The 14,387-nt window shown below is 66.9% G+C and carries 11 protein-coding genes; 7 read left to right on the top strand and 4 right to left on the bottom strand.

Annotation, left to right across the window (positions count from 1 at the left end):
• Positions 1-12 precede the first annotated feature (12 nt).
• From ruvA to MRBLAR12_RS03810, 6 genes are all read left to right on the top strand, one after another.
• Positions 13-657 (top strand): Holliday junction branch migration protein RuvA, encoded by a 645-nt coding sequence (gene ruvA, locus MRBLAR12_RS03835; RefSeq protein WP_229995064.1) that lies wholly within the window; start codon positions 13-15, stop codon positions 655-657.
• The gene (gene ruvB, locus MRBLAR12_RS03830) at positions 650-1,798 is read left to right on the top strand and encodes a Holliday junction branch migration DNA helicase RuvB (protein ID WP_229995065.1); all 1,149 of its coding nucleotides are present in this window, start codon (positions 650-652) and stop codon (positions 1,796-1,798) included. The genes ruvA and ruvB overlap by 8 nt, the downstream gene beginning before the upstream one ends.
• Positions 1,799-2,059: 261 nt before the next feature.
• Complete coding sequence (gene yajC, locus MRBLAR12_RS03825; RefSeq protein ID WP_229995075.1) at positions 2,060-2,482, top strand: preprotein translocase subunit YajC; 423 nt, start codon at positions 2,060-2,062, stop codon at positions 2,480-2,482.
• Positions 2,483-2,587: 105 nt separating this feature from the next.
• The gene (gene secD, locus MRBLAR12_RS03820) at positions 2,588-4,363 is read left to right on the top strand and encodes a protein translocase subunit SecD (RefSeq protein ID WP_229995066.1); all 1,776 of its coding nucleotides are present in this window, start codon (positions 2,588-2,590) and stop codon (positions 4,361-4,363) included.
• Positions 4,364-5,383 (top strand): protein translocase subunit SecF, encoded by a 1,020-nt coding sequence (secF, locus tag MRBLAR12_RS03815; RefSeq protein WP_364743618.1) that lies wholly within the window; start codon positions 4,364-4,366, stop codon positions 5,381-5,383.
• Positions 5,384-5,610: 227 nt separating this feature from the next.
• Positions 5,611-7,929 carry a RelA/SpoT family protein gene (locus tag MRBLAR12_RS03810; protein ID WP_414645451.1) on the top strand — a complete coding sequence of 773 codons (2,319 nt, stop codon included), beginning with the start codon at positions 5,611-5,613 and terminating at the stop codon, positions 7,927-7,929.
• 61 nt (positions 7,930-7,990) lie between these two features.
• Here MRBLAR12_RS03810 and MRBLAR12_RS03805 read toward each other — a convergent pair whose 3' ends face one another.
• From MRBLAR12_RS03805 to MRBLAR12_RS03795, 3 genes are all read right to left on the bottom strand, one after another.
• Positions 7,991-8,683, bottom strand: coding sequence for a type IV toxin-antitoxin system AbiEi family antitoxin (locus MRBLAR12_RS03805; RefSeq protein WP_364743615.1), 693 nt, complete (start codon positions 8,681-8,683; stop codon positions 7,991-7,993).
• Between the two features lie 101 nt (positions 8,684-8,784).
• Entirely contained in the window at positions 8,785-10,461 is a 1,677-nt protein-coding gene (locus MRBLAR12_RS03800; protein ID WP_364743613.1) for a DUF349 domain-containing protein, read from the bottom strand.
• Positions 10,462-10,522: 61 nt separating this feature from the next.
• The gene (locus MRBLAR12_RS03795; RefSeq protein ID WP_364743611.1) at positions 10,523-11,329 is read right to left on the bottom strand and encodes a peptidylprolyl isomerase; all 807 of its coding nucleotides are present in this window, start codon (positions 11,327-11,329) and stop codon (positions 10,523-10,525) included.
• A 276-nt stretch (positions 11,330-11,605) separates the two neighbouring features.
• On the opposite strand from MRBLAR12_RS03795, the gene hisS reads away from it, so the two are divergent.
• Positions 11,606-12,946, top strand: coding sequence for a histidine--tRNA ligase (gene hisS / locus MRBLAR12_RS03790; protein ID WP_229995070.1), 1,341 nt, complete (start codon positions 11,606-11,608; stop codon positions 12,944-12,946).
• 40 nt (positions 12,947-12,986) lie between these two features.
• On the opposite strand, the gene MRBLAR12_RS03785 is transcribed toward hisS, so the two are convergent.
• The gene (locus MRBLAR12_RS03785; RefSeq protein WP_364743609.1) at positions 12,987-14,336 is read right to left on the bottom strand and encodes an APC family permease; all 1,350 of its coding nucleotides are present in this window, start codon (positions 14,334-14,336) and stop codon (positions 12,987-12,989) included.
• Positions 14,337-14,387: the final 51 nt, after the last annotated feature.

Here is a 14,387-nt window from a genome sequence, read left to right as displayed (position 1 = left end):
AGGAGCCCGGCCTTGATCAGTTTTCTTCGCGGAACCGTTGCGCACGTTGGCCTGTCCTCCGCCGTGATCGACCTCAACGGCGCCGGCATGAGCGTCAGCGCCACGCCCCAGACCCTCAGCGGCCTCCGGGTGGGGGAGGAGGGGAAGCTGTTCACGTCCCTGATCGTGCGGGAGGACTCGCTGACCCTGTTCGGCTTCGCCAGCGATGACGAGCGGGAAGTGTTCGATATCCTGCTCAGCGTCAGCGGCGTCGGACCCCGCCTGGCCCTGGCCGTGCTGGCAGTCCACGAGCCGGAAGCCATCCGCGTGGCCGCCCACTCCGGCGACGGCAAGGCCTTCACGAAGGTCCCCGGAATTGGACCGAAGGTGGCCGGCCGGATCGTGCTGGAACTCGCCGGCAAGCTCGTGCCGCACGGCACCGCTGGTGCGCCCGTCGCGGCGGTTTCCGCGGAATCCGTCTGGAAGCCGCAGGTCGTCGCCGCGATGACCAGCCTTGGCTGGTCCGAAAAGGACGCCACCGCCAGCATCGACAAATCCCTGGCCGATTCCCCGGACCTGGCCGCGAACGGCAATGTGGCGGAAATCCTCCGCGCGACGCTGCGCTGGCTGGGGCAGGACGGCGCCCGCGCCGGAAACCGGGTAGGCGCGCGTGGCTGAGCCATCGATTGTCGCCGGGGGAGAAGAGCCGGAGGAGCGCGTCATCGAAGCCGCCCTCCGGCCCAAGAATCTGCACGACTTCGTGGGCCAGCACCGGGTCCGCAAGCAACTGTCCCTCGTCCTGGAAGCCTCGCGCATGCGTGGCCGCAGCGCGGACCACGTGCTGCTCTCCGGCCCTCCAGGGCTGGGCAAGACCACGCTGTCCATGATCATCGCCGCCGAAATGAACGTCCCGCTGCGGATCAGCAGCGGCCCGGCCATCCAGCACGCGGGCGATCTCGCAGCCATCCTGTCCTCGCTCTCTGAAGGCGAGGTCCTGTTCCTGGACGAAATCCACCGCATGTCCCGCCCGGCCGAGGAAATGCTGTACATGGCGATGGAGGATTTCCGCGTCGACATCGTCGTCGGCAAAGGCGCCGGCGCCACGGCCATCCCGCTGGAACTGCCGCCCTTTACGCTGGTCGGCGCCACCACGCGGGCTGGCCTGCTTCCAGGGCCGTTGCGGGACCGGTTCGGTTTCACCGGCCACCTTGAGTTTTACTCAGTGGAAGAGTTGGAACTGGTTCTGCGCCGTTCCGCCGGCTTGCTGGACCTCAAGGTCAACTCGGCCGGATTCAGCGAGATCGCCGGCCGGTCCCGGGGCACGCCGCGCATCGCCAACCGGCTCCTGCGCCGGGTCCGGGACTGGGCACTCGTGCACGGCATCGAGCAAATTGATGCCAGGGCGGCGTCCGCCGCCCTGGATATGTACGAGGTAGACAAACGCGGCCTGGACCGGCTGGACCGCGCCGTTCTCGAAGCCCTCATTACCAAGTTCGGCGGCGGGCCGGTGGGCCTGTCCACCCTCGCGATCGCCGTCGGCGAGGAAACGGAGACCGTGGAAACGGTCGCCGAGCCCTACCTGGTGCGGGAGGGGCTGCTGGGCCGGACGCCACGCGGCCGCATAGCCCTGGCGCCGGCGTGGACGCACTTGGGCTTCGCCGTTCCTGCCGGCGTCTTCGGCCAGGACCCGCTGGAGCTGTTCCGGGCCGATGAGCTGTCCGATGAGCGGGCCGATGAGCTGGGCGGGGGCCCGCAGGGCGAGTCCGGCGGGGTTCTCGGTGACGAAACAGGTCCGCAGCGAATCAGAAACAGCCGCTAGCACCGTACTTTCAGCTTTTCCCTTTAGACTGGTATGACGCTCGGCACGTTCGGGTTTTGTGTCCGTGGGCGGAGAGCAGGTAGCCGCCGGCGGTTTGGGGATGGTCTCTTTGCCAGCTTGCTGTGCAGACCCCTGCCCGCGCCGCCCGGAGCAAACGGACGTTGCTGAAAAACAGCTATGCAAGTAGAGAACGGAACAATCCCTGTGTTCGGACTTATTTCTGCCCAGACCCAGCCGCAGGCCGGCGGCGGCATCGACATCATGACGGTTCTCCTGTTCGTCATGCTCGGACTTTTCGTCTTCATGATGTTCCGCCGCAACAAGAAGACCCAGCAGCAGCAGGCCAAGCTTCAGTCCAAGTTCGAGCCCGGTGTGGAGGTCATGACGAGCTTCGGACTGTTCGGGCGGATCATCAACATCGATGAGGCCGAGAACAAGGTCACGCTCGAGCTCTCCCCGGGCAACACCGCCACCGTGCACCGGCAGGCCGTCACCAAAATTGTGGAGCCGGTTGTTGCGGCCGAGGAGCCGACGGTTGTTCCCGACGACGCGTCCTCGCTGACCACTGAGAAGGTGAACGCTGAGAACACGGACAGCGCCGCCGCTGTCAACGAAGCGCCCATCAATGAAACTCCCGAGGAAACCCTGCGCCGCCTCAATGACGAAGGTAAAAAAGACAGCTAGTCTGCCTACCTGAGCTGTCCCGCGAAGCAACGGTTGCGGGCATCCGTCGGCGGGGGCCCAGAGCCCGCGCCGGCGGATCCGCCGCAAATAATAGAAAGATCGACAATGGCACGAACTGGCCCCAAAAACTCAGCCATCAGGATGCTGGTCTGGCTTGGCGTACTCATCGCCGCCATGACGGCTGTCCTGGCGGGCGGCACGATTGCCGGCCAGGCGGGCTGGGCTCCAAAGCTCGCCCTGGACCTTGAAGGCGGCACCCAGATGATCCTGGCGCCCAAGGTTGAGGGTGGTTCGGGTATTACCGAAGACCAGCTCAACCAGGCCGTGGCGATCATTCGTCAGCGCGTGGACGGCTCGGGCGTAGCGGAAGCGGAAATCAGCACGCAGTCCGGCCGCAACGTGGTCGTCAGCCTCCCGGGAACGCCTGCCAAGGAGACCCGTGCGCTGATCCAGGCCTCCGCCGACATGAACTTCCGCCCGGTTATCCAGACTGGCCCCGGCGCTGCGGTCCCAGAGGCGTCCCGGACCCCGGCCGACCAGCTGCCGAAGCCGACGGCGGAACCCGCCAACAGCAGCGACGAGAACTGGATTACCCCCGAGGTCTACAAGCAGTTTGAGGCACTCGACTGCGACAACCCGTCCCAGGACAAGCAGCAGCGCTCCGACCCGACCAAGCCGCTGGTGACCTGTGAGCCGGCGTCGGCCAATTCGCCGGCGATCAAGTACATCCTCGGTCCGGTTGAGGTGAAGGGCTCGAACATCAAGTCGTCCTCGTTCCAGCTGCAGCGCGGCGCCCAGGGTGCCGTGACCAATGAATGGGCCGTCAACATCCAGTTCGATGACGCGGGCACCACCAAGTTCAAGGAAATCACAGAGCGTCTGTACAAGTTCTATGCCGCCGGCGGCGGCCAGACCGGCTCGGATCCGAAGTCCCAGTTCGCAATCGTCCTGGACGACCAGGTCATCTCCGCCCCGCGCTCTCTCGCCGTCATCACCGACGGCCGGCCGCAGATCACCGGCGGGTTTACCGAGGAGTCGGCCAAGGCCCTCTCGGACCAGCTTCGTTTCGGTGCCCTGCCGATCAGCTTCGAAATCCAGAGCGAACAGCAGATCTCGGCAACCCTCGGCGGGGAGCAGCTCCGCATGGGTATGCTCGCCGGCGTGATCGGCCTCCTGCTGGTGTTTGTCTACTCGCTGTTCCAGTACCGGGCCCTTGGCCTCGTGACCGTGGCTTCCCTCGTGATCGCCGGGGTGCTGACGTTCCTGGCCATCGCCATCCTCGGCTGGACCGAAAACTACCGGCTTTCGCTCGCCGGCGTCGCCGGCCTGATCGTGGCGATCGGCCAGACGGCCGACTCGTTCATCGTCTACTTCGAACGCATCCGCGATGAGCTCCGCGAAGGCCGCGGCCTCGTCTCGGCCGTGGAAAACGGCTGGAAGCGGGCCAAGCGCACCATCCTCGCCTCCAAGGCCGTGAACCTCCTCGCGGCCGTGGTGCTGTTCTTCGTGGCGGTGGGCAACGTCCGCGGCTTCGCGTTCACCCTCGGCCTCACCGCGATCGCCGACCTCATCGTCGTGTTCATGTTCACCCACCCGACCCTGCAGTTGCTGGCCCGGACCAAGTTCTTCGGCGAAGGCCACAGGTTCTCGGGTCTGGACCCGAAGCGCCTGGGAGCCGTCCCGCTGTACCGCGGTGCCGGCAGGATGCGTACCCCGGAGGACAAGCCCGTGGCAGTGGTGCGCGCGAAGAACACCGGCGCCGCCGCCGAGGCAGAACGCCGGATGACCATTGCAGAACGCCGTCTCGCCGAAAAGCAGGATCAGGCACAACAGGCACAGCTCGCCGGTACCTCCAAGAGCGCGTCCAAGGAGGGCAAGTAAATGGTCAACTTCTCAACATTCGGCAATGAGCTGTACACGGGCAAGCGCTCGTACGACTTCGTCGGTTACAGGAAGATCTGGTTCCTGATCGCCGGGATCGCCGTCGCCCTCTCGATCCTGATCCCGATCGCCAAGGGTGGTTTCAACCTCGGCATCGAGTTCCGCGGCGGCTCTGAATTCACGGTCTCCAACGTCAAGACCACCGATGCCTCCCTCGGCGAGAAAGCCGTCCAGGGAGTCGTGACGGGATCCGTGCCTCGCGTGGCTAACGTCGCCGGCACCACTATGCGCATCCAGACGGACAAGCTCACCGACGACGAGACGCTGCAGATCAAGGAAGGCCTCACCAAGGCCTATGGCGTGACGGATAACGAGGTCACGTCAACCTTCGTCGGCCCCACCTGGGGTGCGGACGTCACGAAGCAGGCGCTGATGGGCCTGGCAATCTTTGTGGGTCTGGCCGCCGTCCTGATGGCGCTCTACTTCCGGACCTGGAAGATGTCGCTCTCGGCACTTGTCGGCATGGCCGTCACGATGTTCATGACCGCCGGTGTATACGGCCTCAGTGACTTCGAAGTGACGCCGTCGGCCATCATCGGCTTCCTCACAGTCCTCAGCTATTCGCTGTACGACACCGTGGTGGTGTTCGACAAGATCCGCGAAAACACCTCGGACATGCAGGCGTCCACCCGGCGGACCTTCGCCGAAGAGGTCAACCTCGCCATCAACCAGACCCTGGTCCGGTCCATCAACACCATGGTGGTGGCCATCCTGCCGGTCGGCGCGATCCTCTTCATCGGTGCCGGGCTGCTCGGTGCCGGAACGCTGCGGGACCTGTCCCTGGCACTGTTCGTGGGCATCCTGGTGGGCACCGCCGCGACGATTTTCATCGCGGCTCCGCTGTACGCCGCGCTGCGGCAGGGCGAACCTGAGCTCGTCAAGCAGGCCAAGCGGGTGGAACAGCGGCGCGCCGAAGCGGACGCCAAGACCACGTCTTCGGCGTCGCCAGCTACGGCCTGAGCCTCCCGCCAGACCCTAAGCACAAGCCCAGCAGACGGGCCGGAGGCGTCAATTTCGACGGCCCCGGCCCGTCGCCGTATCCCGGCCGGTTATCGAAGTATCCTGCCGCGGGAATACACTTGAATAATTAACCGGTCGCGAGAGGTGCTCCATTGGAAGAACGTTCGACGCCGGTGCCGAAGGCACCTGCGGACGAGGGCCTGGGTCAGGGTTCTCAGACTGACCTAGTGGGTCCCGGACGTCCCGATGTTTCCGTGCCGGTTCACAATTCAGGTGCCCGGCCGACGTTTCCTGGCCGGCGCGAGCGCACGAGATCACGCCTTGCCCGGCTGACTGGCCGCGGTGCTCCCGCGTACTCGCCGATCCTGGAGCCGTTGCTGCGCACGGTCCGTGCCAACAACCCCAAAGAGGATTTCGACCTCATCCAGCGCGCCTTTGTGGTTGCCGAGCGCTGCCACCGGGGCCAAAAGCGCAAGAGCGGGGACCCGTACATCACGCACCCGGTCGCGGTGGCCACCATCCTCGCCGAACTTGGCCTCAGCGGCACCACGCTGGCCGCGGCCTTGCTGCACGACACTGTCGAAGACACCTCCTACACGCTGGCAGACCTGAAGGCCGAGTTCGGCCCGGAAGTGGCCATGCTCGTGGACGGCGTCACCAAGCTGGACAAGGTCAGCTTTGGTGAGGCGGCCCAGTCCGAGACCGTGCGCAAGATGGTCGTCGCCATGGCCAAGGACATCCGTGTCCTGATGATCAAACTCGCCGACCGGCTCCACAACGCCCGCACGTGGCGCTTTGTCTCGGCTGAGTCCTCGGCCCGCAAGGCGCGCGAAACCCTGGAAATCTTTGCGCCGCTGGCCCACCGGCTGGGCATGAACACCATCAAGTGGGAGCTGGAGGATCTGTCCTTCGCTGCCCTGTATCCCAAGGTGTACGAGGAAATCGTGCGCATGGTGGGGGACCGGACGCCGGAGCGCGAAAAGAACCTTTCGGTCATCCGTAACCAGATCACCGAAGACCTCCGGGCAGCGAAGATCAAGGCCACGATCACCGGACGGCCAAAGCACTACTACTCGATCTACCAGAAGATGATCGTCCGCGATAAAGACTTTGACGACATCAACGACCTCATGGGCGTCCGTGTCCTGGTCGATTCAGTCCGCGACTGTTATGCGGCCCTGGGCGCGATGCACTCGCGCTGGAACCCCCTGCCCGGGCGGTTCAAGGACTATATCGCGATGCCCAAGTTCAACATGTACCAGTCGTTGCACACCACGGTGATCGGTCCCGGCGGCAAGCCGGTGGAAATCCAGATCCGCACCCATGAAATGCACCGGCGGGCCGAGTACGGCGTCGCCGCGCACTGGAAGTACAAGGACCAGCCGAACAGGACGGCCGCCGGGCCAGGCAGCCCGCGCGACGGCGACATGGGCTGGCTGCGCTCCCTCGTGGACTGGCAGCAGGAAACGTCGGACCCCGGCGAGTTCCTCGACTCCCTGCGCTTTGAAATCAACGCCCGCGAAGTGTTCGTGTTCACCCCCAAGGGCGAGGTCATGGCCCTGCCTGCCGGATCCACGCCCGTGGACTTCGCCTATGCCGTGCACACCGAGGTGGGCCACCGGACCATAGGCGCGCGCGTCAACGGCAAGCTCGTTCCACTCAACAGCGAACTGAACCACGGCGACTGGGTGGAAATCTTCACCTCCAAGGCTGAAGGCGCCGGCCCCAGCCAGGACTGGCAGCACTTCGTCAAGAGCGCCCGGGCCCGTAACAAGATCAGGCAATGGTTCAGCAAGGAACGCCGCGAGGAAGCGATTGACCGCGGCAAGGACCTGCTGACCAAGGCGATGCGGAAGCAAAACCTCCCGCTGCAGCGGCTCATGACCCACGACGCCCTCGCCGCGATCGCGGAGGACTTCAAGTATGTCGACATCTCCGGGCTCTACGCCGGCGTGGGCGACGGCCACACCTCCGCACAGTCCGTCATGGAACGCCTGGTGGAGAGCCTCGGTGGAAACGAGCACCCGGACGACGCCCTCACCGAAGTCTCCATCCCCACCCAGGTCAGCAAGACCCGGTTCTCCGATTCCGGTGTTGTCGTCCGCGGAGTGGACGACGTCTGGGTGAAGCTGGCCCGGTGCTGCACGCCGGTCCCGCCGGACCCGATCCTTGGCTTCGTCACGCGCGGCTCCGGCGTCTCTGTGCACCGGACCGACTGCACGAACGTGAGCGGCCTGATGGGTCAGCCGGACAGGATCGTGGAAGTGGACTGGGCGCCCACGCAGGCCAGCGTGTTCCTCGTGGAGATCCAGGTCGAAGCACTGGACCGCAAATCGCTGCTCTCCGACGTCACCCGCGTGCTCTCGGAAAACCACGTCAACATCCTGGCGGCGAGCGTCCACACGTCCACGGATCGCGTGGCAATCTCTAAGTTTGCGTTCGAAATGGGCGATCCCAAGTACCTCAGCCATGTGCTGAGCGCAGTCCGCCGGATCGACGGCGTCTTCGACGTGTACCGCACCACCGGAAACCGCCGCCGCAGCTGATCCGGCCCCGGCGGTCGGACCAGGGAAGCCGGGCCCGCTTCCTGGCCGGCACCCAGCCACGCTAGCCCGCTGCATCGGGCGCCTCCGGCTGTGCCGGGAGGGCGGCGAGCTTCGCCAGCGCCGCCCGTTTGTGCGGGACGCGCGGGCTGGCCTCGACGGCAAGCCTGAGCAGCCGGAGACGCACGCCCAGCTCGGGACGGGCCAGTAACGCCCTCAGGGCCGGCACGGCCCGTTCCGCCTCCACATGCAAGGCCATGTCCACGGCCGTGCGCAGCGGGCTGGACACCATCAGACCTCCCATGCTCACGACGTCGAACGGCCCCAGCCGAACTTCGTGGAAGGTGCAGCCTCGCACGGACCTCAGGCTGGAAATCCGTCGGTTGGCGTCAACCAGCAGCGCCAGGCGGTCCGGCTCCGCGGCGCAACCATAGATCCAGGCCGCGGTCATCCGCCCCGCCACGACCCGCTGCCGGATCGCCGGCGCCACAGCCAGGGACGCGGCACGGGCGCGGAGCTGCGGACTGGCAGGGGCGCCCGGGGGCAGATAGCCGCGCTGGTACAGCTGCGTCAGCACACCGTCGGCGGCCATGGCCTGCAGCTCCGGCCAGGAGAACAGTGCGCCGGGGGAATAGAGCTCGCAGTGCTCCGGCCCCGGCCCGGGAGCGCGCCTGCCCGGAACAGGCATTCCGGGGGCGCACCGGTCCGGAGCAGGCTGCCCGGAACGTGCGGCGGGAGCGCGGGGCATGAGTACCATTCCGCCATCGTTCCCGGTTCCCCGGACATGGAACAGGCCCCGTTCCGGTCATGTGGATAACCGAAACGGGGCCTGGACTGGCTTGCTGGTGTGCCGCGTGCCTAGGAGAGCTCGCTCGCCGAGCGCTCGAGCTGCTCCAGCCAGGCCTGGCGCGCCTCTAGGGCTTCCCGGGCTGCCATGATCTTGCGCTCGTCACCTGCCTTCTCCGCCTTGGCCAGGTCTTCCTTGAGACCGGCAATGGCGGCTTCGAGCTGGGTCAGGGCACTGTTGGTGCGCGCCTTCGTCTCCGGGTTGGAGCGCTTCCAGTTTTCGTCCTCGGCGTGGCGGACGGCGTCCTCCACCTTCCGCAGGCCGGCTTCGATACGGCCCATGTCGGCGCGCGGAACCTTGCCGGCTTCTTCCCAGCGGTCACGGATGGACTGCAGCGCCTTCTTGGCCGCCGGTAGGTCCTTGATCGGCAGGAGCTCGTTGGCCTCCACCAGGAGCGCTTCCTTCACCACCAGGTTCGCACCGTATTCCTGGTCGATCTCGTCGTTGGCTGCCTGCCTGTTCGTGAAGAAGACGTCCTGGGCGGCGCGGAAGCGGGCCCACAGAGCGTCGTCGTCCTTGCGGCTGGCGCGCGGGGAGGCTTTCCACTCATCCATGAGGCGGCGGTATTCGCCGGCGGCGAAGCCCCAGTCGGTCGAGGAGGAAAGGGCCTCAGCCTCGGCGATCAGCTTCTCTTTGGCTGCCTTGGCTGCCGAGTTGGTGCTGTCCAGCTGGGAGAAGTACGCGCGGCGGTGCCGGTCAAACACAGTGCGGGCGGCACGGAACCGCTTCCACAGCGCGTCCTCGTTGCTGCGGCCGAGCCGGACCCCGCTCTTCTGGGCGGTCTTCCAGCTCTCGAACAGTTCGTTCATCCGCGCACTGGAGGTCTTCCACTGGATCTGCGCGGGATCGTGGCCGGCGATTTCCTCGGCCTCGGCCACGATGGCCTCGCGGGCGGCAAGCTCAGCGGCGCGGACGGCGTCGTGCTCGGCTTTCTCGGCCTTTTCGAGCTCGCCGATCTGCGTCACCAGTGCGTCCAGCCGTGCCTCGGCGGAGCGGAAGTCGCCCACCATGTTCCGCTCGGCAAGCTGCTCGCGCAGGTGCGTGACGGTCTTCTGCATGTCCGCGGTGGGCGCCTTGGAGCTCACACGCTGTTCCAGCAGGACGATCTGGGCCACGACGTCGTCGAACTTCCGGGCAAAGTAGCCCAGGGCCTCGTCGGCGCTGACTCCCGGGTACTGGCCGACGGGATATTCCGTGCCGTCAACGGTCAGGAAGACATGGCCGTCGCCTTCAACACGGCCCCAGCGGGCTGCCTCGGCCAGTGAGGCTGCGGAGGACACGGCCACCGGCGCGGGGGCCGGTGCGGCCGGGGACGGCTTGGCCTTCGGCCGGGCAGCAAACGCTGCCGGGCTCGGCGCGGGACGCGCGGCCGGCGACGGAGCAGCAGTGGCCCCGGTTTCAGCAACAGTGTCGGCTGCCGGCTCAGTAGCAGGCTCGGCTGCCGTTTCCGCCGACGGTGCCTCGGCGGGCTGTGCGGACTCGGTGGGCGCTGCTGGCACCGCGGACTCGGTGGACGCTGCGTCCTCGCCGGCCTCGGCGTCCTCGCCCGCGGCTGGGGCTGCGGTTGCCGCAGCCTCGCCGGCGGCGTCTACGGCAGCGCCTGCACTCTCGGCTGGGGTTGCCTCGGCTTCGGTTTCGTTGGCAGCTGCTGTTGCCAATGTTTCGTCGGATTTCTGACTGTCTGTCACCGCTAGAAGTCTTTCGCTTGGAGGGAAATACCGGGACCACGGCCTTCAGGGCCGTGGCTGGTCACTTCAGTGAGAACGAGTCTATCGTGACTGGTTCCGCAGGTGCGCCGTCGGTGGCGTTGTCGCCTGGCTTCAGTCCGGCGGCGGCAATCCCGCTCACCACGTCGAGACCCGAGGTCACCTTGCCCACCACCGTATAGCCACCGGCGGCATCCGCCGGGATAACGGTGTCCTTGTACACAATGAAGAACTGGGTGCCGTTGCTGTTGGCGTTCCCGCCGGTCCGGGCCACGGCGATCGTCCCGGCAGGGTACTTGTTGTCCTGCGGGGTGTTTTCCAGCGGGCCCCACATGTAGCTCGGGTCGCTGCTGCCGTCTCCGGCCTTGGAACCGCACTGCAGTACGCCAAAGTTCTCGGCCGTGGTCAGCCGGTGGCAGCTGAGGCCGTTGTAGAAGTTTTGGTCGGCGAGGGATTTGAACACCGCCGCCGCCTGCGGGGCCTTCGTGCCGTCGAGCTCGACGCCTAGCCCGCCACGGTTCAGCTTGAGCTCGCCCGTGAAGGTCTTGCCCGCGGCCGTTTCCGGCTTCGGGATGTTCTCGGCATTCGTGGAGGCAGCTGAGGGTGTGGCGGACGCTGACGGGCTCTGGAGCCCCTCCTGCACGGCAGCGAACTCCTCTTCGGTCGGGTTGGACGCGAAGACTGTGAGCTGCAGGACCAGGGCCAGGCCGATCGCCGCTGTGCCGACGCTGATGGCCAGGACGTTGTCGCGCTTGCGGCGCTTGTCCTGATCCTTGCGCAGGCCGCGCCTGGCCTCCATCTGCTGGACGCGCCGCTTCGCCTCGCGTGCGCTGCGTGAACTGGCCGCCAATGGTCCTCCTGGTTGTATGGCCGCTTCCGTCACGGGCCGTAGGCGCCGTCGCGGCAGCGGCAGCAAGCTGCCGGCAGTCCCGCCGGGGCCGGCTCCGTTGGAAGAAGCGGGCGCCGAACGCATAAACTGACTGCCGCACACAGTTTATGCACGACTGGCCGGTCTGCCGCTTATCTTCGTTACGTTTCGACAGATGAATGCCGCGTGGACCCGCGCCCGAAGATGCTGCAGTAGCAACGAGATACCGCAGTGGTAACCAGAGGAGAAAATTTCACCATGGCACGCACAGCCTCCCTGTCAGGATTCCCCGAGTGGCTTCCCGAGGAGCGGCTGGTGGAACTCCATGTGCTGGACACGCTGCGCCGGACGTTCGAGCTCCATGGTTTCTCCTCGATCGAGACCCGCGCCGTGGAAACGGTGGGCCAGTTGCTGCGCAAGGGCGAAATCGACAAAGAGGTCTACGGGCTGAGCCGGCTCCAGGACGATGAGGACTCCGCGGCCAAGTTCGACCCCCATGCCCTTGCCCTGCACTTCGACCTCACCGTGCCTTTCGCCCGGTACGTCGTGGAAAACGCCGGCTACCTGGCCTTCCCGTTCCGCCGCTACCAGATCCAGAAGGTCTGGCGCGGGGAACGTCCCCAGGAGGGACGGGCCCGCGAGTTCACCCAGGCGGACATCGATGTTGTCGGCGACGGCGAACTGCCGTTCCGCTATGACGTTGAAATCGCGCTCGTGATCGCCGAGGCGCTCAACGCGCTGCCCATCCCCGATTTCCTGCTGCGGATCAACAACCGCAAGCTGGCCGAAGGCTTCTACACCGGGATCGGGCTCACGGACACCGCGGGCGTTCTGCGCAGCATCGACAAACTCGAAAAGGTCGGGCCCGCGAAGGTGGCCGAGCTGCTCAAGGAGGAACTCGGCGCCACTGACGATCAGGCGCAGGCCGCCCTGAAACTCGCCGGTATCCGTACCCAGGACACGTCCTTCGTGGCGCAGGTCCGGGCGCTGGGTGTCACCAATGAGCTGCTGGAAGAAGGCCTGAACGAGCTCGAGCAGGTCATCGCGGCCGCCGTCCTGCACGCCCCGGGACGAGTCGTTGCCGATCTCAGCATCGCCCGCGGCCTGGACTACTACACGGGCACCGTGGTGGAAACCGTCCTGGTGGGACACGAGCAGCTGGGCTCGATCTGCTCCGGCGGCCGCTACGACGCACTGGCCAGCAAGGGCAACCGCAAATTCCCCGGCGTCGGCCTCTCGATCGGCGTGACCCGCCTGGTGTCACGGATCCTGAGCCAGGACCTCGCCAAGGCCTCGCGCTCCGTGCCGACCGCCGTGCTGGTGACGCTCAACAACGACGAGAGCTGGGGCGCGGCGCAGGATGTCGCGGCAAAGCTGCGCAGCCGGGGCATCGCCACTGAGGTCGCCGCGAAGGCCGAGAAGTTCGGCAAGCAGATAAAGTTCGCCGACCGCCGCGGCATCCCGTTTGTCTGGTTCACCGACGACGACGGCAAGCACCAGGTCAAGGACATCCGCACCGGCGAGCAGTACGACGCCGACCCGGACGCGTGGACGCCCTCCGAGGAAGACCTGCACGTGCGCGTAACCGCCGCGCGCTAGTTCCTCCGGGCCTGGTTCTAAGGCCCAGTCCTGGCGGGGCCTACTTTTTGCTGGGAGCCCGGCGCACCCGCATGACGAGGAACCGCCCGGCCACCCCGGCGGCCAGCACCGCGGCCATGAACAGCATGGAGGCCGGCGGCAGGGTGACGGCCAGGACCACGCAGCCGAGGAACCCCAACACATTGAGCCAGCGCGGCGCATGCCAGGGGCGGCCGGCCAGCGTGAATGCGGCGGCGTTGGTCACGGCGTAATAGATCAGTACGCCGAAGCTGGAAAATCCGACCACGGTCATGACGTTGGTGCTCAGCAGCAGGATGACGACGGCGGCGGCGACGGCCAGTTCCGCAACGAACGGGACGGTGTGGGCGCGGCCCACCCTGGCCAGCGGGGCGGGCAGATCCCGTTCCCGCGCCATCGCCAGGGTGGTCCTGCCGACCCCGGTGATCAGGGCCAGCAACGCGCCAAGGCAGGCGGCCGCCGCTCCGGCCTGGACGAAGGGGACGCCGCCGCTGAAGCGGGAGGCCGCCACCGCGTCCAGCAGCGGCGCCGTCGAACCCGCCAGCTGCTGCGGCGGCAGGTGCCACTGCAGCAGCGCGGCCAGGCCAAGGTAAATCACGAAGGCCGCGGCCAGCGCGGCCAGGATGGCCCGCGGGATGGTGCGGGCGGGGTCCTTGACCTCCTCGCCCAGGGTGGCGATCCGCGCATAGCCCGCGAAGGCGAAGAACATCAGGCCCGCCGCGGGAAGGACGCCCCAGCCGCCGGAGGGCGCCGCAAGATAGGCCGGCGCCGCCGCCACCGCGGGGGCGCCATCCGGGTGCGGGCCCAGCAGCGACGCCACGGCGACAAAGACAAGTGTGGCCAGCACCACGGCCAGCAGGACCCGGGTCAGCATTGCGGTCCGCGTGATGCCGAGCAAATTTACGCCCGTGAGGACCACGACGCCGGCGACAGCCAGCGGCGTGGCGTAGGCCGGCGCCACGTAGTGCCCGAACGTCAGCGCCATCGCCGCGCAGGACGCAGTCTTGCCCGTCACGAAGCCCCAGCCCGCAATGAAGCCGGGCCACTCGCCGAGCTGCCGGCGTCCGTACACATACGTGCCCCCGCTGGCGGGGTATCTGGCTGCCAGCTGCGCCGACGCGACCGCGTTGCAGTAGGCGATGGCGCCGGCCACGGCCACGGCGAGAGTCAGCAGCGGCCCGGCCAGGGCGGCGGCGGGGGAGAACACGACGAACACGCCGGCGCCGAGCATGGAACCCAGGCCGATTGCCGTGGAATCGAACACGCCGAGCCGGCGCTGCAGCTGCCGGTGGGGCCGCTGCGGTCCGGACCTGTAACCGGGGCGGTCACCGGGCACATCACCGGGCTGGGTTCCGTTGTGCCGGGTTGCCATGGCGGGAGGGACCTTTCCAACGGGTAAACTCGAACGGGATCGTTCCTGAAG

This window comes from Arthrobacter sp. LAR12-1-1.1 (assembly GCF_040676555.1).
GTDB lineage: Bacteria > Actinomycetota > Actinomycetes > Actinomycetales > Micrococcaceae > Arthrobacter.
This window is presented reverse-complemented; position numbering and strand designations above follow the sequence as displayed.